Genomic DNA, 22978 nt, shown 5'->3' with positions numbered 1-22978 from the left:
GTCCGGGTGGTGCCCCGTCACCGCACCGCAAGAAAAGCACATCGACTCAATAAGTGCAACGACTCAACTTTTGAAGTTGAGCAACCCTGAAGGTAGGGTTCGGGTATGTCCGAGACCCCCACCGACGCCCAGACGGCCGCTTCGCCGGCGCCCCCGGGGCGCCGCGAGCGCAAGAAGGCCGCCACCCGCCAGGCCATCGCGGACGCCGCGCTGCGCCTGTTCCTTCAGCGCGGATACGACGACGTCGGCATCCGGGAGATCGCGGATGCCGCCGACGTTTCCACCACCACGCTGTTCAAGCACTTCCCGGTGAAGGAGGCCCTCGTCTTCGACGAGGAGGCCGACCAGGAAGCCGCCCTGCTCACCGCGGTGCGCGAGCGTCCGGAGGGCCGGTCCATCCCCGCGGCACTGCGCGAGCACGCACTGCGCTCCCGCGTCACCGCCACGGACGGAGACCCCCGCTTCGCCGCGTTCCTCCGCCTGGTGAACGACACTCCCGCCCTGCGCGACTACCTCCAGAAGATGTGGCTGCGGCACACGGCAGCTCTGGCTCAGGTCATCGCCGAAGAGAGCGGACTCGCCGCGGACGATCCCGCATGTACCGCTCTCGCCCACTTCGCCCTCGAAGCGCCCCGCGCGGCGCAGGGGCATGACAACCCACGTCAAGCCGTCACCCGCGCCTTCGAGTTGCTGGAGAGGGGCTGGTCCGCGCTGCCGCCCGGCCACACATGACCGTCCTCGGCGAGTGACACGGTCGCTCGCCCGGTGTGGTCGGAAATGCCGTGCCGCCTAAGGACGTTGAGCTGCCCACGGCCGTTGAGCCGCAGCCGCCTACGACCGCTGAACCGTCTACGGCCGTGGAGACCCCTGCGGCCGTGGGCCTGCGTGGCCCGGGCCGTCTACCGCTATTACGCCTGATCAACTCCTCGGCGAGCGCCAGCCGTGGAGGACGAGGCGGAAGAATACGGGGGGTCTGGCGGTGAAAGCCGTTTCACTCGTCCGGGTTGAGTTCCGCGTACACCAGATCGACCAACTCGTCAGCCTCAGGCGTTCGGGAGTCGTCGGCAATCTCGTAGTACCCGCCGAGAGTCGAGATCACATTCTTCTGAGAGCTGTCGTACTCGTGTCGGCGGTCTTTCCGCTCGTGGGCGGTCTCAGGATCGGGTACCTGCCACCACCACACCTTGTTCCGGATCTCGTCCTTCGACAAGGGCCCGTTCAGGACTATGTCCCTGCCCTGGACCTTGCCCGTGATTCTGCGGGAGTTCGCATCGGCAGCCATGTGCTGTCTCTCCTTTCACCGAGAGGACACTCGTTCAGGTCAGGCAGCCAAGAGCTGGGTCCCTTTGGCGCCGGCAAGGCGGTCCGTTCGAAGCTGGTCCAGGAGGGCGTCGGCAGCGGTGAGGGCCTGGTCCACCGACTGGGTGCCGGTCATCACGCACAGCGTGTAGGTGGCGTCTTCCAGTTCCCGGCCTGACCGAGGAGTGGGCTGCAGGTCGTGGCGGAACCGGGCTTCGGCGAAGCGGGCCAGCACAGCGCGCAGGTTCTTCTCCGCAGGCAGCAACACAGCGACAACCTCTCTCGGAAGGCGGGCCGTCAGACCGGGCCCGCGTCATCGGCGAGCGCCCACCCGCCAGGTGGCCCAGTTGGAGCGGAGCAGCTAGCTGCTCCGGCGAGTCGTCTGCCCCGGCGAGGCCACCGTATGCAGGTACGCCACCGCCCGGTCCGGCGTGTTTCCCAGCCGGGGCGGGGCCGCAGGCCGGCGCTCCGGCGCGACCGGCACCTGCGGCGGCTACGGCCGCCGGCCAAGGGCTCGGGCGGAGCGGTCCTGGGCCATGGGAGTGATTCACCGGCTCCCCGGGGTGAACCGGGCAGGACGGCTCCGCGCCGAGGGCAGTCGGCCGCTCGCGTCCGTTAGCGTCGGCTCCTGTGTCGCTGAGCTATGCCTTCGTGAACCTCAAACCCGGCGTGGGAAAGACGACCAGCGCCGTCTGGTTGGCCCACGCACTGCACGCTTCGGGCTTCTCACCGTTGCTCGTGGACAGTGACCCCGCCTCTTCCGCGCTGCGTTGGAGCGAGCTCGCGGGTGGTTTCCCGTTCCCCGTGTTCGCCCTTCCGGTGGGCGACGTACACCTGCGCGTGAACGACTTCCTCGGCAATCGGCAGGCCGTGGTGTTCGACGCCCCGCAGATGGAGGACCACGCCCACATCACCCGGAGCATCATGAAGTACGCCAGTGAGTGGATCGTGCCCGTGACCCCGGCCCCGATCGAGCTCGACCGTATGGCGCCCATCGACCGCGAAATGGACGACATGCAGTCCCTGCGCCTCCAGCCGGCTCGCGCCGCCGTTCTGCTGAACCGCACGAACCGGCCCGATGCCACGCGTACCGGTCCCGACGCCGATGCCCGTGAGGCCCTCACCGAGCGGGGTTTCGACGTGCTGTCCACGCACATTCCGCGGCTCGACCTGTACGCCCAGTCGTTCGGCAGCTCCGTCGAGGTGAAGGGCACGGCATACATGGATCTCGCGGAGGAACTCATCAAGCGTCAGGACACGGTGTGAACCAGCGCAAGGACATGTACCGGGCCGCGCTGCAACGTCGGCCGGACACCGCCGCGGCTTCGTCCACCAAAGTCACGCCGCTGGACACCCGATACGTCAAAGTGGTCATCGAAGTCGATCCCGCCGTGCCGCGCGAGATCACCCGCTGGGTCGGACAGCCCGTGTCCGCACTCCTGCGGGTGGGTGCGGCGGTACTACGGCCGCTGCGGCAAGGACAGTGAGCAGGAAGCGCCCCTGACACCGACACCCGGGAACCCGACGGATCACGCAGACGTTCAGCCCGCCAGTTCCCCGGAGGGACGGGATTCCCTACCCGCCCGGAAGAGCGACGGCGCCGACGTCCCCGGTCTCACGGACACCGGGGGCGTCGGCGGACGTAGGCCCGCGCCGGTCACCGCCACGGTGGAACCGCGACGGCGCGTGACACGGGCGCCTATGAGGAGCGGGAGGGCGCGTCCGCGCGGCGCACGGGTGTGTCGTCCTCCAGGGGATGGGCGTAACGGCGGAAGCCGGGGACGTGCTCGGCCCGGTGCAGCGCGCCCCGGTACAGGACCATCCCGTGCACAGTGGTCCCGTCGTCGCGCCAGCACACCAGGGGCAGCCGACGGGCGTCCCCGTCGTCGGTGACGAACAGGGCCACATGCCCGTCGGCCGCCAGCAGGCTCATGCCGCTCCGCCCGGGGGTTCGGTGCCGAACAGCCGGCCGTACCCGGTGATCCCGCGGGCCGCTTCGGACGATCCGGCCAGGTACAGGGCGTGCCAGAACAGGACCTGGTTGGCGGTCAGGACCGCGAAGCCGAGTTCCTGTTCCAGGGCGTCGATGACGCCCACGGCGCGGATGCCGTTGCCGGCCACCAGGACGGCGTCGGGCCGGTGCCCGGCGACCGTGGCGCGGATCCACTCGGACAGCGCCTCGGGGGTGATCAGCTTCTGGTTGCTCGGCAGTCCGCACGGGCCGTGGTGGACGACCTCGAAGCCGTGTTCGGTGAAGTAGTCGGCGCCGAGACCGGAGAGCCGGTCGTCGAACCACGGCGGGTTGACGAGGGCGATCCGCCGGGCGCCCAGCGCCGTGAAGCCGGCCACGGCCGCCGTGGTGGTGCCGGTGAGCGGCAGGCCCCGCGTGTACCGCGCGAGCCGGTCGAACAGCTCCTTCTCGCCGCTCGCTCCGAGGACGTAGGCGGAGCTGGTGAAGCCGAGCGCGATCGCGTCGAGCGGGGAGGCCGCCAGCAGCTCCACCGCGTCGTCGATGTGCGGTGGCTCCACGAAGGCCCGCACCGGGTCGTGCGGGATCTTCGGGTCCATCTCGCCGCCGGCCCGCATCGCGCCGAAGTGGACGCGTGAGCCGTGCACGAACACGTCGTCGGGCGCGATCGCCTGGAACTCCGACTCCGGGCCGACGTCCGCGTGGGGTACGACCACGCCGATACGCGCCCGCGCCTCCCAGCCGTCCTTCTGCGCTCGGATGGTGCTCATCTCGGTGTCTCCTCGTCGTCGGGCGGAGTCAGGCGGACGCCTCGGCGGCCAGCGAGCCGCCGCGGACCGTGCCGGTGCCGGTGTCGTTCAGGAACCCGGGGTGCTTGCGGCGCATGTTCGCCATCACGAACTCATAGGGAACGTCGTCGAAGCCGCCGTGATCGGCCAGGAACTCCATGCTCTGGCGGCCCTGGTCGTCGAAGGGGTGATGCAGGCTGTCGGCGGTGCCGTCGAACTCCAGCGGCTGCATCCCGTACAGCCGGCACAGGATCTTGTTGAAGACCGGGGTGGCCTTGACCCACCTGCCTTCAAGATGGACGGAGTTGAGGCCGTGGAAGAAGACGTCCCCGCCGATGTGGGCGCGCAGCCGGTCGGAGGCGAGGTGGTTGCGTACGTCGCCGTAGTGGACCCGGGCGGGAATGCCCACGGCCCGGCAGGCCGCCGCGTACAGCGCCGACTTGTGCAGGCAGAAGCCCTTGCGGGTGGACGCGGTGTGGCTGGCCCGCAGCCCCTGGGGGGACAGGTCGGCCCCGTACACCTCGTAGAAGACGTCGTCGCGGACGGCGTAGTACAGCTCGACGGCCAGGCGGCGCTGGTCCGCGCCGCGGTCGGAGACCGCCTCGTCGACGAAGGACTGGACGCTGTCGCTGTCGTGATCGAGGAAGTCGGTGGGCGCGGTGAGCCGTCGGAGGTCGTCCGGCGTGAGTGCGTTCATGGTGACCCTTTCGTCAGCTCCCGGCTCACAGGCCCAGAAGGGAGGCGATGCGGTTGCGCTGGATCTCGCTGGTGCCGGAGTAGATGGTTCCGCCGACCGCGTTGCGGATGTCCCGCTCGATGCCGGTGGCGGTGAGATAGCCCTGGCCGCCGAAGATCTGGACGGCGTCGAGCGCGGTGCGCTTGTTGGCCTCGCTGACCACGGTCTTGGTCGCGGCGACGTCGATCGCGGCGTCCTGCCCGGCCTCCACCTTGGCGCCGGTGTCGGTGAGCCACTTACGGGCGGTCTCCACCGCGATCTTCATGTCCGCGACCTTGTGCGCCACGCCCTGGAAGGCGCCGATGGGTTCGCCGAACTGGCGGCGGGACTTGGCGTACCGGAGCACGCGCTCCAGCCGGTGCTCCATCTCGCCGAGCGTGAGGGAGAAGGAGAAGAGGATCTCCCGCTTCATCACGTGGTCGAGGATCAGGAAGCCGGCGCCTTCCTGGCCGATGCGACGGGCGGCGGGCACGCGCAGTCCCTCGAAGGTCACCTCGCTCAGCGGGGAGGTGCGCAGCCCCATCTTGCCGAGCGGCTCGCCGACCCGGAGACCGGGGGTGTCCCGCTCGACCAGGAAGACGCTCAGGCCGAACGGACCCGGCTTGCCGGTGCGTACGTAGAGCAGGAAGAGATCCGCGATCGGGGCGTTGGTGATGAACATCTTGCCGCCGTCGATGACGTAGTCGTCACCGTCCCGGGTGGCGGTGGTGGCGATGTTCAGGGCGTCGGAGCCGTTGCCCGGCTCGGTGATGGCGTGCGCGGTGATCAGATCGCCCGTGACGATCCCGGGCAGGAAGCGCGACTTGAGTTCCTCGGAGCCGAACGCCTGCAACGGCACGCCGACGCTGACGATCTGCGTGGAGGCGGAGAAGCCGAGGCCGGCGTCGCGGCAGGTGTGCCCGAGCCCCTCGAGGGCGCGCATCGTGTCGGTCAGGGTGCCGCCACGGCCGCCGTACGGTGTCTCGAACGGTACGGCGAGCAGTCCCGAGCGCTGGATCGTCTTCCACTTCTCCCAGGGGAACTCCTCGCGGGCGTCCCACCCCTCGACGTCGTGGTTGAGTTCGTCGGCCCAGGGGGCGGCGATGGCGTACGGGTCCGGGCCGGTGCCTGCGGTAGGCGGTGCGAGTGTCATACGTGTGCTGCCTTCCGGTACGTCGCTGGTCGGGGCCGGGGCCCGAGCCCGTGTCGGCAGGGGCCCCGGATCGCGGAACTCAGTACTGGGAGAAGCCGTCTGAAGACAGCGAGTGCTTCTCGTCGCCGCGCAGGGCCGGACTGAACACGGAGACCAATCTGAGGTCCTCGTAGTCGGAGGCTATGAGGTAGTGGGCGTCGTTCTCGTTGAGGGCGTACATGGTGCCCTCGGTGATCTTGTAGCGTTCACCGGAGGCGGTGACGACCTCGCCGGAGCCGCCCGTGCAGTAGCAGGCTTCGAGGTGACGGCGGTACTGCAGGGCGCTCGTGGTGCCCTTGCGGACCAGGGTCTCGCACACGGTGAAGCCCATGCCGTCGGCCTCGGTGAGCAGGCGGTGGCTGGTGCCGTTGCCCCACTCGACGGGGGCGAGTTCGCTGGTGCTGCGGACGATCATGGCAGTCTCCTTGTGTGAATGGGTTCTTCCGGGCGTTCTTTTGGAAGCGCTCCGGGAGGTGCTTCCGGCCTTCTTCGGTGATCCGGACGCCGGCTCAGACGGTGGTCTTCGTCGCGTCCTCGACGAACGCGGAAATGGCGCCGATGCTGCGGAAGTTGTCCGGGGTCAGTGGAATGTCGTCGATCGGGATCGCGTAGGTCCGGGAGAGGTGCGAGACGATCCGCACCACGCCCAGGCTGTCGACGACGCCGTTGTCGATGAGGTCGAAGTCGGCGGTCAGGTCCGCCGTGTCCTCTCCGTCGAGGAACTCGGCGATGACGTAGCCGCGAATCTCGTCCGCCAGGGAGGTCATGCGGGGTTTCCCTTCTGTCGTGCTGCCTTGATGAGGTTGCGGTCGGGCTTTCCGGTGGACGTGCGCGGCAGCGGGGCGTCGCCCACGTGCACGGAGGACGGGATGGCATGGCGGGGCAGGCGCTCGGCGCTGTGCGAGCGCAGCCGCAGCGAGGTGAGCGAGGTGCCGGGCCGGCGGGTCACCTGGGCGTGCAGCCGGTAGCCGGCCTCGGGGTCGGGGATCGCCACGACGGCGGCCTCGGCGACCTCGGGGTGAGCCGACAGGACGTTTTCGACTTCCTGCACATTGGTCCGCACCCCGCGGACCTTGACCTGGAAGTCGGTGCGTCCTCGCAGCCAGTGCAGGCCGTCGGCGTCCCGGGTGACGAGGTCGCCGGTGCGGTAGAAGACTTCGTCACCACCGTCGGGGGCGGGCACGAACACCCCTTCGTTGCGGGAGCGTTGCAGGTATCCGACCGTCTGGAACGGTGTGGTCACGAGAAGTTCACCGGTGCCGGGGCCGTCGAGGATCCGTCCCTCGCCGTCGAGCAGCAGGGCCCGTACCCCGGGAAGCGGCCGGCCGATGGGCGTCTGCTCACCGGCCTCGGCGGGGTCGGCGTCGTGGATGAAGCTGTCGTTGGTCTCGGTGCATCCGAAGACGTTGTGGAAGCCGGCGTCGGGGAAAGCCTCGCCGAGCCGCCGCAGCAGCGCCTGCGGCATCGCGTCCCCGGTGAAGATGACGGTGCGGACCGTCGGATGGACGGCACCGTCCTGGGTGAGCAGCCGGTGCAGCATGGGCACGCCCTGCACGAAGGTGACCTGGTGCCGGGTGACCAGGTCCCGCAGGTGACGTGCGTCCGCGCTGAACTCCTGCTCGACGAGGACGACTCGGGCACCCAGGCGCAGCGCGGTCCACACATCGAGCAGGGAGAGGTCGAAGTTCAGGGGGGCGTAACTGAGGAGGGTGTCCATCTCGGTGAGGCGGAACCGGTCGATGGCCCAGTCGGCGAACCGCTCGAAGGCATCGCCCGGGATGGGCACGATCTTCGGCGTTCCGGTGGAGCCGGAGGTGGTGAGCAGCAGGGATGCGGTGGCGGGGTCCACGGTGTCGAAGCCACCGGCGGTGTGTTCGTCCGGCGCGACCGGGATGGTGTCGAGCACTCCCTGATCGTCGACGGTGAGCACGTGGGAGCAGCGGGCCTGTGTGGCGAGCGCCGTACGGGCGGCGGAGCCCAGTTCGGGCGAGGGCGCCAGGACCGCGTAACCGGCCCGGAAGGCGCCGATGAGCAGGGCGATCGTCGCGGGCGTCTTGTGTGCGGGCACGCACAGCGGCTGTCGCCGGTCGAGCCCGAGAGTGTCCAGGGCGCCGGACAACTCCTCGGCGAGGCCGACCAACTGGCGGTATGTCACCTGCCGCTCGCCCCGGATCAGGGCCACGTGATCGGGCCGGCGCCGGGCGTGTGCGGCCAGCGCGTCGAGAAGGCATGGTAAGGGCACAGTCCCCCCATTCGTTAACCTGTCCATGTCAAACGACATGCCCATGGGGGTGCCGGCGCCCGTCTGGCGCCTACTGACTCGCGAAGCACGGCGGCCGCCTGTCCTGGCGACCCCGCACCTCACCCCCCGTGATCAAGTCGCGACCAACCGTACCGGCAGTGCATGCAGAGTCAAGCATGTAACTGGCCCAGTCATCAGTGATGCACATCACTGAAGCCGGACCGGGCGAGAGCGCCTCGTTTGCTTCATGAACTATGCGTTTCGCGTTGATGTAACGCCTTCCCTCAAGGTGTCGCAGCGTTTAAGGAAGGGAGCGCCGGGCGGCGTCGCGCGTTCACCCGGACATGCTCGGCTGTGCTCGGAAACGCCGAAAGCCGTCCCCCGGGTGGGACGGCTTTCGGCAGACGGTTTCCGCGGACGGAACCGGAGGGAGGAGAGGGTGCCGCTCAGAGGCCGCTGCGCAGCGCCTGGACCGTACCAGCCAGTTCAGAGGTGGCACCGGCGGTGTTGAGCGCCGCGCTGAGGACCTCGGAGTAGGTGCCGCGCGCGTCGGCGTAGCGCTGCCTGCCGTCGTCGGTGATGACGGCGTAGACACCGCGCTTGTCGTCGGGGCACAGGTCCCGGAAGGCGAACCCTGCCGAGAAGAGCCGGCCGACCAGCCGGGTCACGGAACTCTGCCCGAGCCCGACCTTGTCGGCCAGTTCCTGCATGCGCAGCTCGCCGTCCTTGGCCTGCTGCAGACACTCCAGAGCGCGGAATTCGGAGAGCCCTATCCCATGCTTGCGCTGCAGGGCCTGGGTGAGCTGGCGCTCCACATGCGCGTGCAGGGCCAGAACCCTCCCCCACATGGCCTGGTCGGACGAGGCGGCCGGCACATAGGAGATCGTGGTCATGAGGCAGCTTCCTCTCAGGCGACGCGTTGACAACAAGATACATGTTCATGCAAGCTTTATCTGCCGGCTTGACTCCTCCGTCGGATTCTATGAAATCAAAGAACATGCACGTACAAGCAAGGATTGAGGTTCCATGCCCACCAACCCGCCCCAGGGCTTATCCCAGCCATGGGCTTCCGTGCTGCCCCGGCCCGCCGTGACGGGTGGCGTCTTCACCTCCGCGGTGGCCCTGCGGCAGCTGGGCACGGGTGTTGATCACGTCGTCTCGACCGGCCCAGCTGCCGGCACGATCGGATCCGGAGAGTAAAGGTGTCCCCGCACGAGATCTCAGAGAGTGAGCTGACCGCGTACGCCCGTGAGGCGGTGCGGATCAGCCGCGAGCACGTCGCCAAGGGCGGCATCCCGTTCTCCGGTGTGGTGGTCAACGACGGTCGCATTCTCGGCACCGGCTTCAACCGGGTACGCGAGGACAACGACCCCACCGCGCATGCCGAGGTGGTCGCGCTGCGGGAAGCCACCGCCAGGTACGGGCTGCACGCCACCGCGGGGGCCACGCTGATCGCCTCAGGTGAGCCCTGCGCCCTGTGCTACATGGCCTCGCTGTACTTCAACGTCGGCCACATCGTCCACGTGGCCGACCGCAAGACGGCCGCACGGTACGGCTTCGACTACTCGGGGTCGTACTCGATCTTCGCCGAGGACCCGGAGTTCTGGCCGATCAGGGTCACCTCGCTGCCGATCCCGGAAGGGACGGAGCCGTTCGACGACTACCTCGCCATGAACCGGAGGCGGATGTGACCGGGACGGAAACCAGCAGAGTCAGCGTCAAGGTATGGTCGGACTACGTCTGTCCGTTCTGCATGCTCGCCGAGGGCCCGCTGCACGAGGCCACCCGCGACCTCGACGTCGAGATCGAGTGGATGCCGTTCGAACTGCGGCCTCACCCGACCCCGACGCTGCGGCCGGAGGACGAGTACCTGCCGGCCGTCTGGGCCAGTTCGGTCTATCCGATGGCCCGCCGGATGGGCGTGGACATCACTCTGCCCACCGTGTCACCGCAGCCCTACACGCGGCTGGCGTTCGAGGGCTACCAGTACGCGGCCGAGCACGGCAAGGGTGCGGAATACACTCCGCGGATGCTGCGGGCCTTCTTCCAGGAGGACCGGGACATCGGTCAACTGGACGTCCTCGCCGACATCGCATCCGAACTGGGCCTGGACACGAGCGATTTCACCGAGGCGCTGACGGCCGGGACGTACACCGACATCCACCGGCAGGCGCTGCGGACCGCCGAGGCGTACCGCGTCTCCGTCGTCCCCACGATCGTCGTCGGCGACAACCACCGTATAGAAGGTGTCCCCTCCACGGCCCAGATCCGCAAGGCCGTGCTCGACGCCCAGGCCGAACAGGCGGTCACCCGAGGTGCCGCCTGCGGAATCGACGGGTGCTGACACGACCCGAACGGTCAGGCACCGGGTGCTGACACGGCCCGAAACGGTCAGCCCCCCCATGCTCCTCCGTGTCCGGCCCATGGCGCTGTCACGGCAGGGCAACCCGCCCTCAGCCCAATGAAGTTCGCAGCGCTCGACACTGCGCAACCGGCTCAGGGTCGCATCGGCGACCGGACCGCGCAGGCCGGCCCTGGGCCGGAAGATCCCGACTCCGCCTGACGTCCTGGCGGACCACCGCTTCGTCCTACCCACCACCCTTCACGCGGTACGGCGAACTCCACGGCGGGCCGGCTCCGCAACGCCGGCCCACATCGAACGAAAGGACCACCCATGCAGTGGGTCTACCTCGCTGTCGCAGACGTCTTCGAGATCGCCGTCGCCATCGCGGCCGGCAAGGCAGAGGGCTTCAAGAACCGCCCGTGGACCATCGCGACCCTGGTCAGCGGCGCCATCGGGACCTTCTTCCTCAGCAAGGCCCTGCTGACCTTCAACGTCGGCGTCGGCTACGCCATCTGGACGTCCGTTGCCGGTATCGGCATCACCCTTCTCGGAGCACTGCTCTTCGGCCAGCGCCTGAACTGGCGTAAGGCACTCGGCATCGCCGCCATCATCGTCGGAGTCGTCGGACTCCAGCTCAGTGGTGCCGCCTGAGGATCCCGCCGTCACCTGTCCCGCCCTCACGAAAGGACTCACATACATGTCCCACACCGGCCGCTCCTCAGCCAACTCCTGGCTCACGCTTCTTCTCGCCGGAGGTTTCGAAATCGGCTACGCGCTCTCCGTCGGTGGAAGCCACGGCTTCACTCGGCTGGCGTGGTCGCTGGTCGCCGTCGTGTTCTTCCTTCTGACGCTCTGGGCACTGAGCGTCGCGCTGCGCACCATCGATGTCAGCATCGGATATGCCGTCTGGGCGGGAATCGGGGCAGCCGGTGCGGCGCTGCTCGGCCCCGTCTTCTTCGACGAGACGCTCACCCTGGTCCAAGCGCTGTGGCTGGGCCTGATCATCGTCGGAGTGGTCTGGCTCAAGCTCGCCGACAGGCCGCAGAGCACCCCGGAGCCTGCCGACGGGCCGCAGGGTGCCCAGGTGATCGCCGACAGGCCGCAGGAAGCGCAAGGCGCGGAACGCTGACCGGTGGTGAGCCCGGGCCCGCCTGAACACCGTCCACGACATTGGCCGGCCCGGGCCGCGGAGCTGATGCAGGGGCTGTCCACGGCCGGGATCGTGGTCGGGGCCGGAGCCGCGAACGGGTGTCGGCCGGCAGCGACTTGGGTGCGGCACGTGCACGACTCACCGAGAAGAGTGGCGGTTCATCGGGCCGTGTCTGCCGGTCGGCGGGTTCGGCCCGCAAACCCTGACGGCTGCGTCAAGTGGGCCTGCGTCGACTGACCTGCGCTGCTCGGCCAGGGCGAACCGTCGGCCCACGACCCGCCCGGGGTCTGGGCACAGCAGGCGGCGCGCATGTCTTGCCTCTGGATGAGGCATAGGGAATGCTTTGGCGGCCGCGATCCACAGATCCGGTAAGTGTGTAATTGGCATGTACCTGACAGGCATGGAAGATCCCCGGACATGCTCTTCTCGCCACGGCGTAGCCGACCCGCCCCCCGCACACTCCGGCGCCCTGCGGGCACCCTCTGCGTGCTCGGCGCTCTCGTCCTGACCCTGAGTCTGTCCGCCCTCTCCACGCCGGCGTCGGCCTTCGATCTGCCCTGGTGGCCGGGACCTTCGACGCCCGCGTTCAACAGTCTCACCGGCGCCAGCAACCCGGACTGGATGGGCCGGCTCCCCGACTCGACAGGGCTGGGACGGATGTCGATCCCCGGGACCCACGACACCATGGCCGTCCACGGCGGTGCCCTCGCGCCCTGGTACTACCAGACCCAGGAAAATCACGGCGACAGTGCGGACACCCTGACCGCACAACTGGACGCCGGCATCCGCTCCATCGACATCCGCGTCCGCATCGTCAACGGCAACACCGCGTTCGCCATCCACCACACGAACGTCTACCAGAACGCCAACTTCGACGACGTCCTCACCAAGACCCGGTCCTTCCTCGCCGCCCACCCGGGCGAGACCGTGCTCATGAGCCTGCACGGCGAGTGCGACGGCGACACCACCGAGGGCGGCACCGGCGGCCTGCAGATCGGCAAGTGCGTCGACGACCCGTCCAACGCCACGGGCCCCGACCGCATCCGTGTCTTCGACAGCTATCTGGCCCGCTACCCGGACCTCTTCTACGCCCCCACGGTGACCGGCACCAGCACGGCCGACACCCCCACCCTGGGGCAAGTACGCGGCCGTATCGTGCTCACCGGCTTCAGCGGCCCCAGAGGACAGGTGTACGACGGCTTCGGGCTCTCACGGTGGCTTTCCACGCCCTTCATCCCGTGGAATCAGTGCGATCTGGACACCAGGTGGTCGCTGGTCACGGCCAGTATCCAGCAGATCGCCGGCGATAGCACCAACACCATCGGCGGCACCGGGCTCTCCGCCAGCTGTCCCCCCTTCGGCGCGACCTACACCCAGGTGGCCAATGGCTACGGCGGCAAACAGGGCATGAACCAGCGACTGCTCGACTACCTGCACACGACGTCGGGTCACACCGGCGTGATCAGCATGGACTGGCCGGGCGGCCGTCTCATCGACGCCGTCATCGCCCGCAACCCGGCCGGAAGCCCCGCGGTGCCGTGACACGGACTGCCCGAAAACCCCACAGCTCCCGAAGCCCTCAGCCCATCGAGGACGGCGCAGCGGCGGAAGGCGGCCCGGGCGAGGGCGCGAGCGGTGCCAGGCCCGTGCCGGCACTGGCACCGGTGACGAAGGCGACCTGCTTGGTGTAGTCGTACGTGGGTTGATGGCGGTCTCCCCCGGCGAGGGTTGCGCGATGCGGACCGTCGAGGGGTGGACAACCGTGAAGAGGAAGCGACTCGCTGGACGCGGAAGTCGCGGCAACCGGTGGTCAGTTGGGGTCCGGCACCGGCTCGTCGGCAGTGATGACCAGCGCGGCCTGGTCGTCCTCCACGTCCCCGCCGTCCACGAAGCCGCGGACGTCCAGGGCCACGGCCCGAACGATGTCGGCCGCGGTCGGCCGGCGCGGGGTGGAGGCCAGCGCCTTGGCCAGTCGGATGTCACCGTACTGCTCGGTGCCGGTGGTCCGGCACTCGGTGATGCCGTCGGTGTACAGCAGCAGGCTCTCACCGGGACGGAGCGTGAAGCGACGAGCGGTGAGCCGGGGCGGGATGCCGATGCCGAGCAGCCCGCCGGACGCCTCGATCGTGTCGACCATGTGGTCGGTGTCCAGGAGCAGGGGCAGTGTGTGGCCGGCCCGGACGAGGTGGACGGTGAGTCCGTCGGTGGCCGGCGTGAGATGGCCGTAGACGAGGGTCACGAAACCGTTGTTCTGGTGGGCGTAGCGGTCGTTCAGGGCCTTGTCGACGGCCTTGACGACATCGACGGGGTCGTCGAGCAGGGGGGCGACGGCGCGGGCGGTATGTCGGGCCATCATCTCGCACAGCATTGGTCAATGCCTCATCCAGGGTCGTGTGCGCCGGGACGGCCGGTCCAAGCCTGTCGTGGCGGAGCCGGGCCGCACGGCGGTCGTTCGCGCGGCTCGCACCTGTTGAGCGGCCGGCCGGGGAGCGCGATCGGGGCGGTGCCGGTCGGCCGGTGGTTCCACGGGCCGCCCGCGGTCGTGTGGTCAGTCGAACAGGCCGGAGCCCGCGCCGGCATCGCCAAAGGTGCCGGCGGCGGTCCGGCCGGCCAGTGCGTCGGCGACCGTGGCGTGGACGGGCAGCAGCTCGGAGATGCCGGTCATGCTGATCATGCGCATGAGACGGTCGGGGACGTCGGCGAGGCGGAGTGAGCCGCCTGCCTCATGCGTCGCGTGCAAGAGGGTGATGAGGGCGCTGAGGCCGGTGGAGTCGACGAAGTCGACGCCGGCCAGGTCCAGGACGAGATCCGGAACACCCTCTTCGACGAGGGCCAGGGCGTGCGTGCGCAGGGTGGACGCGGTATGCAGGTCCACGTCTCCGGCGACGGCGACGACGGCGGTGCGATCACTGGTGGGCTGGACGGTCACGTGGAGGGTGTCGGACACGCTGGTCATCACTCCTGGCCGGAAGGCTCGGGCGCTGCGGTGGTGTGGGCATGGGCGGTGCCGCAGCCGGTGGCGGCGGGCTGCGGGACGGTGGCGGGCAGGGCCCGCGGGGCTCGCTGTGCCACCGGTCAGGGCTGCTGGGACGCGTCGTCGGGGCTGAGGCCGCGGACGGTGACCAGACCGGCGAGGCCCGAGACGGTGAGCACGGGCTCCAGCAGCGGCGGGACGATGAGCTCCAGTCTGTCGGCGTGGGTGAAGAGCACGCTGAGCCCGGCGCTGTCGAGGTATTCCACCTCGGTCAGGTCCAGGACGAGGGGCCCCGAGCCGGCGCCGAGGGCGTCGGCCAGGGATCCGGCATTGCTCATGTCGATCTCACCGCTGACCGCGAGACGCGGAGTACCGTCCGGACGCCGGCCGGAGGTGAGCGTGAGGGGGGTGGTCATCAGGCGATCCTCATCTGCATGTCGACGGTGGTGCCGGCCGGGCCGGGCGTGATGGTGACCTGCTGCATCATGGCCCGCATGAGGGCCACGCCCCGGCCGCGGTGGGTGTTGAGCTCGGGTTGCGGAGTCTTCCACCGGCCGCTGTCGGCGATCGTCAGGCGCAGGTCGTCGGCGAGGGTTTCGGCGCGCAGCCGCACGGCGTCCCCCGGGCTGTGCCGGTGGCCGTGCTCGATGGCGTTGGCGCACGCCTCCCCCGCGGCGACGAGAATGTTCTGCACGGTGTTCGGGGGCAGGTCGCACTGGGCGAGCCAGCTGCGCAACGCCTTGCGCACCGGTGCGAGCTGCGACGACTCGGCCGGGAAGGACACCTCCAGCGGCGCCGGGTGCCGGTACAGCAGCAGCGCCACGTCGTCGTCGTAGCCGCCGGCCGGGGCGAGACGCGACATCACCTCGGTGGCGAGAGCGTCGACCGGTGCGTTACGGCCCTCCAGCACGGCTTCGCTCGCCTGGTCGATCCCCTCGCTGAGCGGGCGCCGACGGCGTTCGACGAGTCCGTCGGTGTACAGCAGCAGCGTGGCCCGTGCGGGCAGGGCGCACGCGGCCTCCGGACGCTCCCGTCCCGGGCGCACGGCCAGGGGGAGCGAGCGCCCCTCGTCCAGCAGCCGGATGGTGCCGTCGGCGCACGCGAGGATGCCCGGCGGGTGTCCCGCGCTGGAGTAGGTCAGCTGTCCCGTGCCGGGATCGAGGACACCGCAGAAGACAGTGGTGCACACGGCGCCGGGAACGCTCGCGGCGAACCGGTCGAGGGCCATCAGCGTCCGGCGGGGGCTGGCATCCAGCAGCATCAGCGCGCGGCAGGCGCTGCGCAGCTGCCCCATCACGCTCGCCGCCTCCAGGCCCCGTCCGACGCAGTCGCCGACCACGATGCCGATCCGCCCGTCCCCCAGGACGACCGTGTCGTACCAGTCGCCTCCCACCTCCAGCGGGCGGGTGGCGGGCTCGTACCGGACGGCGAAGCCGTCGGGGAGGCTGGCCGGGCCGAGGATGGCGCGTTGCAGCGCGATCGCGGTCTCCCGCTGCTGGTCGATCTGGTGGGCCCGCACCAGGCCCTGCGCGAGGTGCCCGGCAAGCAGCGACAGCAGCAGCTGGTCCTCGGAGGTGAAGGGCCGGTGTACGCCCAGGTCGATCCACAGGGCCAGCGGGCCGTCGGGGTGTTCCAGCAGGACTCCGGCGCCGGTGTCCCCGGCCACCGGAGTGAGCGGTGACTGACGGCGCAGTCCGGAGAGCGCCTCCCGGCGCTCCGCGGGCAGCGCCTCCCACCGCAGGTCCGGGTCCGTGGAGGTGAAGGACGGCAGGTCGGTGCGCTCGAAGACGGCGGCCACCACGCTCCGCGCGCGCCACAGCGCCTTCAGCTCGGCCAGGGCACCGGACAGCGCCTCGCTCAGACTGACGGCGCGGGACAGGGAGGTGGTCAGCGCGGCCAGCGCCGTCTCCCGCTGCACGGCGTAGTGCTCGGCGGTCACGTCACGGAAGGTGCCGACGGTGACCCGGCGTCCGGTGTCCGGGTCCTGAGCCTTGTTGTAGGTGACGGCCACCCACAGCCGGTGGCCGTCCCGGTGGATGACGGGGATCGTGTAGGAGCCCTGGTCGCGGTCGAGCAGGTCGGCGAAGGCGTCACCGACCTGCCGATGTGCCCCGGGATCGGCGCCCGCGTCCGGCCACCACGGGTGGACCGGGGCGTACGGCAGGTTCTCGGGGCCGTAGCCGAGGATGTCGGTGAACGCGTTGTTGATCTCCACGACGGAGCCGGCCTCGTCGCAGACGAAGAACGCCTCCTGGAGGGAGTCGATGATGGCCGCCCGCCAGCGGACGTGATGGCTGCGCAGCCGGGCCAGTTCGACGTTCGCACGCACCCGGGCCAGGAGCTCGGCGGCGGCGAACGGCTTGACGAGATAGTCGTCGGCGCCCGCGTGCAACCCCTCGATCGACGCCTCCTGACCGGCCCGGGCCGACAGCAGCAGCACCGGCACGGAGGCCGTGCGCGCGTCTCCGCGCAGCCTCGCCACCAGTTCCAGTCCGTCCAGCCGTGGCATCATCACGTCGCTGACGACGAGGTCGGGGCTGTCGCGCCGGACGGAGCGGAGGGCTTCGGCGCCATCGGTGACGGCGGTCACCTCGTAGCCCGCCCCCGCCAGGATGCGCGTGAGGTACTCGCGCATGTCTGCGTTGTCGTCCGCCACCAGCACCCGGGCGCTGACCGCGCCCCCGGCGCTCGGCACCGTGGCGTTCACGTCGGCTCGCGCGAGCATGTCGTCGGCCGTCGCGTCGGTGTCACTTCCCGGCAGCCAGCGCATGGCCTCCTGGACGTAGGGATCGGTGGTGGCGGAGGCCGTGGTGCCGCCCGCTTCGGACACCACGGACCCGGCGGGCAGATGGGCGGTTCCGAACGGCAGCAGGATGGTGAAGGTGGTGCCTTCGCCCTCGGTGCTCTCGGCCGTGATGGTGCCACCGTGCAGGCCGACGAGTTCCTGCACGAGGGCCAGCCCGATCCCGCTGCCCTCGTTCGAACGTGAACGGGCGTTCTCGATACGGTGGAACCGCTCGAACAGGCGGGGCATCTCCGCCTCGGGCACACCGATGCCGGTGTCCGACACGGTCACCACGGCATGCGTGTCCGCGCACCGCATGCTCACCCGGACGGCACCGTCGAAGGTGAACTTCAGCGCGTTGCTGAGGAGGTTGAGAATCACCTTCTCCCACAGCCCGCGGTCGATGTACACCGGCTCGTCCAGCGCCGGGCAGTCCACGTCGAACAGGAGTCCGGCCTTCTCCATGGCCGATCGGAAGACACTGGCCAGCTCGGTGGTCACCACGGCCAGGTCGACCGGCTCGTAGCGGGCCTGCATCCGTCCGGCCTCGATGCGGGAGAAGTCGAGGAGCGTGTTGACCAGCTTGCCCAGGCGCAGGCCGTTGCGGTGGATGACGTCGATTTCCTGCCGTACGCTCTCCTCCGCGTCGGCGAGCCTGGTGCGGAGCTCCTCGACCGGCCCCATGATCAGGGTCAGTGGGGTCCGGAACTCGTGGCTGATGTTGGAGAAGAAGGCGGTCTTGGCCCGGTCCAGCTCGGCCAGTTCCTCCGCCCGCCGCTGCTGCGACTCATAGCTGCGGGCGCTGCCGATACCGGACGCGATGTGTCCTGCGGTCAGCTCGATGAAACCCCGGTACCCCTGGTCCAGGACGCGGTAGCGGTTGAGGGCCGCGACGAGGAAGCCGTACGGCGCGCTGCCCTGCTGCAGGAGGGGGACCGCCAGTGCCTGGACGGGCGGCTCGGGCCAGTCACCGGCCGGCAGCTCCGGGAAGGCGTCGCCGGCGAGCGGCACGAGTGTGGCCTCGCCCGCGGCCAGTGCCGCCACGGGCCACACACCGTCGGGGTCATCGACCGGAAGGACGGCCGGTGCGGCCGGGTGGCCCGCGGCGATGCCGGTCGCTCCGGCCAGCCTGGCGGTGTCGCCGTGGAAGAGATAGGTCAGCGTGAAGGGCAGATCCTGCCGGTTGCCGGTCAGCTGCCGGTCGACGAAGGCCAGCACCTCCTGTTCGGTACGGATCACGCTCGGGTCCGAGCCCAGGTCGCGCAGCGTGGCCATGCGCCGCTCGCCGATCACCCGGTCGGTGTCCTCGCTGACCACGCACAGCATGCCCACCACGTCACCGGCGTCGTCCCGCAGCGGGCTGTAGGAGAAGGTGTGGTAGGTCTCCTCGCTGTAGCCGGAACGCTCCAGGAACAGCAACAGCCCCTCGTCCCAGGTGGCTTCGCCGGTGCTGAGCACGGTGTCGATGCGCGGGCCGATGTCGTCCCAGATCTCCGCCCACACCTCGTTCGCGGGCCGGCCCAACGCCCATGGGTACTTGCGGCCGAGCGTGTCGCGCCGGTAGGCGGCATTGCAGAAGAAGGTCAGCTGTTCCCCCCAGGCCATCCACATGGGGAAACGGGAGGACAGCAGGATGCTGACGGCCGTCTGCAGGCTCTGCGGCCACTCCCGTGGCGGACCCAGGGGCGTGGCCGCCCAGTGCACCTCGGCGAGGTCCCTGCCGACCTCGCGGTCGGCGGCGAACACATCGCCGTCAGCCGCCGCCGGCGGCCTGTGTCCAGCGTTGTCCGAACTCGCCACGCGACACCCTTCCCCTCACGCCGACCCGACTCCGCGACCCTCACCGCGACGGCACGCGATCACCCCCTGACCTCGTGCCATATGCCTGTCTGCCCCCGGAACGGCCGCCCGACGCCGACCAATTTCTCCGCCTGCCCCCGCACGGGCGACGTCCGCTGCGTCGTGGCCAGAATTCTCTCAACGCTGCGAACACATGACCCGTTGCCGAAAATCGGTGTTTGCCCAGGGGCAGTCGCGACTCCGTAGGATAATCCAGGCGAGCGGGGAAACCGGTGCGGGTAGCACATGCCCATGCATGCGCAGGGACGGAGGAGGCGTGCTCGCCGCACGCGGGCAGCCGAACGACATCCGCTGCCCCGTCGTAATCGACTCCCGCACAGGAGACACGGTGAACGAGACAGAGGGCGTTCTCGGCATCAGCGCGCATCCCTCCCGGTCAGGGCCGGTGGTATTGCGCCTGGCCGGCGAGCTCGACCACTACACGGGCCCCAGCCTCCGTCAGGCCGTCGAGGACGTACTGCGGAGCCCCGGCGCGGGTGTCGTCGCCGATTTGTCGGGCCTGGAGTACTGCGACTCCACGGGGATGACCGTGATCATCACGGCCTACCACCGCGCCCTGGCCGCGGGCTCCTCCTTCTCCGTCGCCGGGCTCAGCCCTGCCATGGTCCAGCTTTTCCGGGTGGCGGGACTCGACCAGCTCTTCACGCTGCACTCCAGCGTTCAGGAGGCCGTCGACGCCTTGAACACGAGCTGAGTCGCGGCGCCCGGTGCCATGACCGCCACTCATCCGTGTCCGACCGGCCGGATCGGCGCGACCACCGCTCACCCAGGTCTGACCAGGCCCAATCGGGGCAAGCGTGCTGATGCAACGACGTCCCCCGACGAAAACCGAGGTGAGCCATGACGCAGGATCTGACCCCGAAGTACACGGTTCCCGGCATCGAGCGCGAGGCCGCCGGCCGGCTGATCGGTTCGCTCCGGCTGCGTCTGCACGCGCTGAACGATCTTCATCTGACGCTCAAGCACGTGCACTGGAACGTGGTCGGGCCGCACTTCATCGCCGTTCACGAGATGATCGACCCGCAGGTGGACCGGGTCCGGGAGATGGCCGACGACGTGGCGGAGCGCATCGCCGCGCTCGGCGGCGTCGCGCAGGGTACGCCGGGAGCGCTCGTCGCCGAGCGGACCTGGGACGACTACTCCCTCGGCCGGGCGGACGCGCTCGCCCATCTCGGCGCGCTCGACCTTGTCTACACGGGAGTGATCGAGGCCGTCCGCGCCGCGATCAAGGAGGCGGGGGACCTCGACACGGCCACCGAGGACCTGCTCATCGGGCAGTTGCGCGATCTGGAGCAGTTCCAGTGGTTCGTGCGGGCCCACCTGGAGAGTGCGGGCGGCACGCTCGCCACCGGACAGGCCCGGACGGAGGAGGAGGCCGCGGCCAAGGGGGCCGAGCTGGGCTGAGCGACTTCACACCACCGGCCGGCGGCGCACAAGATCACCAACACCCGCGGTGACAAGCCCGAGCGGATCAGCGGCTGATCCCGGGCGGGAGACGGGCAGGAGCCCTTGGCTCTCGGTCCGAGGGCTCCTGCCCGTGAGCCGCATGCCGGGCGGTACTCCGCCTCGCGGCCATCGGCGTTCGACACGAAGGCCGACGACCGTCCTCGGTCCCCCCTTCCGATGCGGCGACCCCGCCAGTCGCGGCACCTCGCGGGGCACGACGGTGCCCTTCAGGTTGCACCTACGGCCCTTCTCCGCCGCGTGGAGGGCTGATACGGCTTGCTTTCGGGCAACCGCGGTGGTGCGGTGCCGTGGCGGCAGGAGGAGCTTGTGCACGGTAGGACACATAATCCGCAGAACGACGGTGCGTCGCCACGCAAAGCGCCCGACTCCAGGACCACGCGCCCCCCGTCCGCGACGGATCAGGAGGTTCGGGCGGGCACACCGGTGACCCCGGCAACGGCCCTGCTCCTCCAACGCGCCGTCGGCAACGCCGCGGTCGCCCGGATGGTTCAGCTGCAGCAGCACGTCCAGCGGGCCTCCTGCGACCACCACGACGCCGCGGCCGAAACGGAGGCCGAGGCCGCGCCGGTGCAGCGCTCCAGCGTGCACGAGGTGCTGCGCTCCCCCGGGCGACCACTGGCCGAACCGGTGCGCACGGAGATGGAGGCGCGCCTGGGGTCGGACTTCAGGTCCGTGCGCATCCACGACGGCGCCTCGGCCGCCCGGTCCGCGACCGAGATCGGCGCCCGCGCCTACACCTCGGGCGACCACGTCGTGCTCGGCCGCGGCGGCTCGGACAAGCACACCCTCGCCCATGAACTCACCCATGTGATTCAGCAGCGTCAGGGCCCGGTGGCCGGCACCGAGACCGGATCAGGGCTCCGTGTGTCGGACCCCTCCGACCGCTTCGAGCGCGCGGCCGAAGCGAACGCCACAGAGGCATTACGTCGGCCTCTGCCCGCCACAGCGGACCACGTTCCGCCGCAATCCGGCGCGGTGTCGCTCGGGGGTGCGAAAACGGAAGGCCACTCACGAGCGCCGATTCAGCGTGCCCCCTCCACTGGCGGCACCGGCACCGGCGCGCCGGCCGCGTCGCAGGTCGCCCTCACGCATCTGGCGGCGGACGACAAGGAAGGTGAATGCGGTTATTTCGAACGCAGGCGGGAGCTGAGCGTCGATCCGCCCCAGCAGGGACTGATCATCCAGGAGATCAACCGGGTCTTCGCGGTGGAGAAGTGGGACGGCTCAGCGTGGGTCGCCCTGCCGAACACGGACATCGATTCCTACGTCACGGCCAAGGGTTCGGACGTGTTCGCCACCGTCGGACGCTACTGGGAGCTGTGGGAGGTGGACGCGCAGGGCAATGTCGCCGACGGCGGGGAGGACACCTTCTCCCTCGCTTCCATCATCCCGGGAAGGAAGCGCAAGGACACGACGCGGGGGACCTACACGATCACGGGTGACGCGGTGTTCTACCCGACCGCCGTGGCGCCGAGCACTCTGGGATTCACTCGAAGCGGAGCTGCTCCGGCCGGGGGTCTGTTCAGCACCCTGACCGATCCGTCGGGCGCCATCGCGACGAACGGACTGGCCGCGAGCGGCCGACGGGTCCGCTGCCGGGTCGACGTCGCGTGGGACAGTTCCGCACCGGACAGGTACTCAGTCGTCACCATGACCTGAGGCCGGCGTCGCGGTACTCGTCGCGCCGGTGTGGACATCCGAAAACGTCTCGACCCAGCCCGCAGGAGTCATGCGGCGCCACCGGCTCCGTTCGTGTGGCGGGCGACGCCGTGCGGGACCTGGCAAGATGGCGGCATGGAACGTGTGCTGGGAGTCGGCGGATACTTCATGCGGGCCGCCGACCCGGTGGCCCTGGGTGCCTGGTATCGCGATTGCCTGGGTCTGGACGCCGATGAGAACGGTTTGTGGCGTCAGGAAGCCGGGGTGACGGTGTTCGCGACTTTCGAGTCCGGGACCGACTACTTCGGCTCCCGGACCCAGCAGACGATGCTCAACTTCCGCGTTCGCGACCTGGATGCGATGCTCGCGCAACTGCGCGCCCGGGGAGCGGACGTGGCCGAGGAGACGCAGGACATGGAGGGTGTCGGTCGTTTCGGCTGGGTCACCGATCCTGAGGGCAATCGGGTCGAACTGTGGCAACCCAGCTGACAGGGTCCTCGCCCGGCCGGTGACGTGCTGGCAGCCCAGCTGACA

Annotated in this window: 26 protein-coding genes; 12 read left to right on the top strand and 14 right to left on the bottom strand. The window is 69.7% G+C overall.

Features of this window, described 5'->3' with window-relative positions; all coding sequences use genetic code 11:
- The first annotated feature begins 105 nt into the window (after positions 1–105).
- A complete protein-coding gene (locus tag ACIGYR_RS16265; protein WP_399599750.1) occupies positions 106–732 on the top strand; it encodes a TetR/AcrR family transcriptional regulator in 627 nt (208 codons plus the stop codon).
- A 259-nt stretch (positions 733–991) separates the two neighbouring features.
- Here ACIGYR_RS16265 and ACIGYR_RS16260 read toward each other — a convergent pair whose 3' ends face one another.
- Both ACIGYR_RS16260 and ACIGYR_RS16255 read right to left on the bottom strand, forming a co-directional pair.
- Positions 992–1282, bottom strand: a complete 291-nt coding sequence (locus ACIGYR_RS16260) for a hypothetical protein (RefSeq protein WP_391842428.1) — start codon at positions 1280–1282, stop codon at positions 992–994.
- A 39-nt stretch (positions 1283–1321) separates the two neighbouring features.
- Positions 1322–1567 (bottom strand): DUF5133 domain-containing protein, encoded by a 246-nt coding sequence (locus ACIGYR_RS16255; protein WP_399599747.1) that lies wholly within the window; start codon positions 1565–1567, stop codon positions 1322–1324.
- 362 nt (positions 1568–1929) lie between these two features.
- Between ACIGYR_RS16255 and ACIGYR_RS16250 the strand changes: the two genes are divergently transcribed.
- Both ACIGYR_RS16250 and ACIGYR_RS16245 read left to right on the top strand, forming a co-directional pair.
- On the top strand, positions 1930–2565 hold the full coding sequence (locus ACIGYR_RS16250; RefSeq protein ID WP_391842432.1) for an AAA family ATPase: 636 nt from the start codon (positions 1930–1932) through the stop codon (positions 2563–2565).
- A complete protein-coding gene (locus tag ACIGYR_RS16245; protein ID WP_399599743.1) occupies positions 2562–2786 on the top strand; it encodes a hypothetical protein in 225 nt (74 codons plus the stop codon). Before ACIGYR_RS16250 ends, ACIGYR_RS16245 begins: the two co-directional genes overlap by 4 nt.
- 212 nt (positions 2787–2998) lie before the next feature.
- On the opposite strand, the gene ACIGYR_RS16240 is transcribed toward ACIGYR_RS16245, so the two are convergent.
- The 8 genes from ACIGYR_RS16240 to ACIGYR_RS16205 form a co-directional block, all read right to left on the bottom strand.
- The gene (locus tag ACIGYR_RS16240; RefSeq protein WP_399599740.1) at positions 2999–3232 is read right to left on the bottom strand and encodes a DUF6253 family protein; all 234 of its coding nucleotides are present in this window, start codon (positions 3230–3232) and stop codon (positions 2999–3001) included.
- Positions 3229–4038 carry a maleate cis-trans isomerase gene (locus ACIGYR_RS16235; RefSeq protein ID WP_399599737.1) on the bottom strand — a complete coding sequence of 270 codons (810 nt, stop codon included), beginning with the start codon at positions 4036–4038 and terminating at the stop codon, positions 3229–3231. The genes ACIGYR_RS16240 and ACIGYR_RS16235 overlap by 4 nt, the downstream gene beginning before the upstream one ends.
- Positions 4039–4066: 28 nt before the next feature.
- Positions 4067–4753, bottom strand: coding sequence for a transglutaminase family protein (locus tag ACIGYR_RS16230; protein WP_399599735.1), 687 nt, complete (start codon positions 4751–4753; stop codon positions 4067–4069).
- 25 nt (positions 4754–4778) lie between these two features.
- The gene (locus ACIGYR_RS16225) at positions 4779–5924 is read right to left on the bottom strand and encodes an acyl-CoA dehydrogenase family protein (protein WP_399599733.1); all 1146 of its coding nucleotides are present in this window, start codon (positions 5922–5924) and stop codon (positions 4779–4781) included.
- A 79-nt stretch (positions 5925–6003) separates the two neighbouring features.
- Positions 6004–6378, bottom strand: a complete 375-nt coding sequence (locus ACIGYR_RS16220) for an ectoine synthase (protein WP_399599731.1) — start codon at positions 6376–6378, stop codon at positions 6004–6006.
- A gap of 94 nt (positions 6379–6472) precedes the next feature.
- Complete coding sequence (locus ACIGYR_RS16215) at positions 6473–6730, bottom strand: acyl carrier protein (RefSeq protein ID WP_399599729.1); 258 nt, start codon at positions 6728–6730, stop codon at positions 6473–6475.
- On the bottom strand, positions 6727–8205 hold the full coding sequence (locus ACIGYR_RS16210; protein WP_399599726.1) for an AMP-binding protein: 1479 nt from the start codon (positions 8203–8205) through the stop codon (positions 6727–6729). Before ACIGYR_RS16210 ends, ACIGYR_RS16215 begins: the two co-directional genes overlap by 4 nt.
- Positions 8206–8651: 446 nt before the next feature.
- Entirely contained in the window at positions 8652–9098 is a 447-nt protein-coding gene (locus tag ACIGYR_RS16205; protein ID WP_399599724.1) for a MarR family winged helix-turn-helix transcriptional regulator, read from the bottom strand.
- Positions 9099–9407: 309 nt separating this feature from the next.
- Between ACIGYR_RS16205 and ACIGYR_RS16200 the strand changes: the two genes are divergently transcribed.
- From ACIGYR_RS16200 to ACIGYR_RS16180, 5 genes are all read left to right on the top strand, one after another.
- Positions 9408–9896, top strand: a complete 489-nt coding sequence (locus ACIGYR_RS16200; protein WP_399599721.1) for a nucleoside deaminase — start codon at positions 9408–9410, stop codon at positions 9894–9896.
- The gene (locus ACIGYR_RS16195) at positions 9893–10549 is read left to right on the top strand and encodes a DsbA family protein (protein ID WP_399599718.1); all 657 of its coding nucleotides are present in this window, start codon (positions 9893–9895) and stop codon (positions 10547–10549) included. The genes ACIGYR_RS16200 and ACIGYR_RS16195 overlap by 4 nt, the downstream gene beginning before the upstream one ends.
- A gap of 330 nt (positions 10550–10879) precedes the next feature.
- Positions 10880–11200: a DMT family transporter gene (locus ACIGYR_RS16190; protein ID WP_399599716.1), complete on the top strand. Its 321-nt coding sequence runs from the start codon at positions 10880–10882 to the stop codon at positions 11198–11200.
- Positions 11201–11246: 46 nt separating this feature from the next.
- Positions 11247–11678, top strand: a complete 432-nt coding sequence (locus ACIGYR_RS16185; RefSeq protein WP_399599714.1) for a DMT family transporter — start codon at positions 11247–11249, stop codon at positions 11676–11678.
- A 507-nt stretch (positions 11679–12185) separates the two neighbouring features.
- A complete protein-coding gene (locus ACIGYR_RS16180; protein ID WP_399599712.1) occupies positions 12186–13241 on the top strand; it encodes a phosphatidylinositol-specific phospholipase C domain-containing protein in 1056 nt (351 codons plus the stop codon).
- Positions 13242–13509: 268 nt separating this feature from the next.
- Here the strand turns inward: ACIGYR_RS16180 and ACIGYR_RS16175 are convergent, their stop codons facing one another.
- The 4 genes from ACIGYR_RS16175 to ACIGYR_RS16160 form a co-directional block, all read right to left on the bottom strand.
- Entirely contained in the window at positions 13510–14055 is a 546-nt protein-coding gene (locus ACIGYR_RS16175) for a PP2C family protein-serine/threonine phosphatase (protein ID WP_399599709.1), read from the bottom strand.
- 192 nt (positions 14056–14247) lie between these two features.
- The gene (locus tag ACIGYR_RS16170; protein ID WP_399599706.1) at positions 14248–14655 is read right to left on the bottom strand and encodes an STAS domain-containing protein; all 408 of its coding nucleotides are present in this window, start codon (positions 14653–14655) and stop codon (positions 14248–14250) included.
- 119 nt (positions 14656–14774) lie between these two features.
- Positions 14775–15089: an STAS domain-containing protein gene (locus ACIGYR_RS16165; protein WP_391842452.1), complete on the bottom strand. Its 315-nt coding sequence runs from the start codon at positions 15087–15089 to the stop codon at positions 14775–14777.
- Entirely contained in the window at positions 15089–19258 is a 4170-nt protein-coding gene (locus tag ACIGYR_RS16160; RefSeq protein ID WP_399599703.1) for a SpoIIE family protein phosphatase, read from the bottom strand. The genes ACIGYR_RS16165 and ACIGYR_RS16160 overlap by 1 nt, the downstream gene beginning before the upstream one ends.
- Positions 19259–19646: 388 nt before the next feature.
- On the opposite strand from ACIGYR_RS16160, the gene ACIGYR_RS16155 reads away from it, so the two are divergent.
- The 4 genes from ACIGYR_RS16155 to ACIGYR_RS16140 all read left to right on the top strand — a co-directional run bounded on the left by ACIGYR_RS16155 (position 19647) and on the right by ACIGYR_RS16140 (position 22933).
- A complete protein-coding gene (locus ACIGYR_RS16155) occupies positions 19647–20012 on the top strand; it encodes an STAS domain-containing protein (RefSeq protein WP_399599701.1) in 366 nt (121 codons plus the stop codon).
- Positions 20013–20158: 146 nt separating this feature from the next.
- Positions 20159–20722, top strand: coding sequence for a Dps family protein (locus tag ACIGYR_RS16150; protein ID WP_399599698.1), 564 nt, complete (start codon positions 20159–20161; stop codon positions 20720–20722).
- Positions 20723–21040: 318 nt separating this feature from the next.
- The gene (locus ACIGYR_RS16145; protein ID WP_399599696.1) at positions 21041–22444 is read left to right on the top strand and encodes a DUF4157 domain-containing protein; all 1404 of its coding nucleotides are present in this window, start codon (positions 21041–21043) and stop codon (positions 22442–22444) included.
- A gap of 135 nt (positions 22445–22579) precedes the next feature.
- A complete protein-coding gene (locus ACIGYR_RS16140; RefSeq protein WP_399599694.1) occupies positions 22580–22933 on the top strand; it encodes a VOC family protein in 354 nt (117 codons plus the stop codon).
- Positions 22934–22978 lie beyond the last annotated feature (45 nt).

Source organism: Streptomyces sp. NPDC053076, assembly GCF_044546845.1.
In the GTDB taxonomy this organism is placed as follows: Bacteria; Actinomycetota; Actinomycetes; order Streptomycetales; family Streptomycetaceae; genus Streptomyces.
Note: the sequence above shows the minus strand (reverse complement) of the source record. Positions and strands in the feature narration are given on the sequence as shown.

Excerpts from the sequence above, each read along its gene's own strand:
- ACIGYR_RS16265 (WP_399599750.1), top strand. The coding sequence starts at position 106 with ATGTCCGAGACCCCCACCGACGCCCAGACGGCCGCTTCGCCGGCGCCC.
- ACIGYR_RS16260 (WP_391842428.1), bottom strand. The coding sequence starts at position 1,282 with ATGGCTGCCGATGCGAACTCCCGCAGAATCACGGGCAAGGTCCAGGGC.
- ACIGYR_RS16240 (WP_399599740.1), bottom strand. The coding sequence starts at position 3,232 with ATGAGCCTGCTGGCGGCCGACGGGCATGTGGCCCTGTTCGTCACCGAC.
- ACIGYR_RS16235 (WP_399599737.1), bottom strand. The coding sequence starts at position 4,038 with ATGAGCACCATCCGAGCGCAGAAGGACGGCTGGGAGGCGCGGGCGCGT.
- ACIGYR_RS16230 (WP_399599735.1), bottom strand. The coding sequence starts at position 4,753 with ATGAACGCACTCACGCCGGACGACCTCCGACGGCTCACCGCGCCCACC.
- ACIGYR_RS16225 (WP_399599733.1), bottom strand. The coding sequence starts at position 5,924 with ATGACACTCGCACCGCCTACCGCAGGCACCGGCCCGGACCCGTACGCC.
- ACIGYR_RS16220 (WP_399599731.1), bottom strand. The coding sequence starts at position 6,378 with ATGATCGTCCGCAGCACCAGCGAACTCGCCCCCGTCGAGTGGGGCAAC.
- ACIGYR_RS16215 (WP_399599729.1), bottom strand. The coding sequence starts at position 6,730 with ATGACCTCCCTGGCGGACGAGATTCGCGGCTACGTCATCGCCGAGTTC.
- ACIGYR_RS16205 (WP_399599724.1), bottom strand. The coding sequence starts at position 9,098 with ATGACCACGATCTCCTATGTGCCGGCCGCCTCGTCCGACCAGGCCATG.
- ACIGYR_RS16190 (WP_399599716.1), top strand. The coding sequence starts at position 10,880 with ATGCAGTGGGTCTACCTCGCTGTCGCAGACGTCTTCGAGATCGCCGTC.
- ACIGYR_RS16185 (WP_399599714.1), top strand. The coding sequence starts at position 11,247 with ATGTCCCACACCGGCCGCTCCTCAGCCAACTCCTGGCTCACGCTTCTT.
- ACIGYR_RS16175 (WP_399599709.1), bottom strand. The coding sequence starts at position 14,055 with ATGATGGCCCGACATACCGCCCGCGCCGTCGCCCCCCTGCTCGACGAC.
- ACIGYR_RS16170 (WP_399599706.1), bottom strand. The coding sequence starts at position 14,655 with ATGACCAGCGTGTCCGACACCCTCCACGTGACCGTCCAGCCCACCAGT.
- ACIGYR_RS16165 (WP_391842452.1), bottom strand. The coding sequence starts at position 15,089 with ATGACCACCCCCCTCACGCTCACCTCCGGCCGGCGTCCGGACGGTACT.
- ACIGYR_RS16150 (WP_399599698.1), top strand. The coding sequence starts at position 20,159 with ATGACGCAGGATCTGACCCCGAAGTACACGGTTCCCGGCATCGAGCGC.
- ACIGYR_RS16140 (WP_399599694.1), top strand. The coding sequence starts at position 22,580 with ATGGAACGTGTGCTGGGAGTCGGCGGATACTTCATGCGGGCCGCCGAC.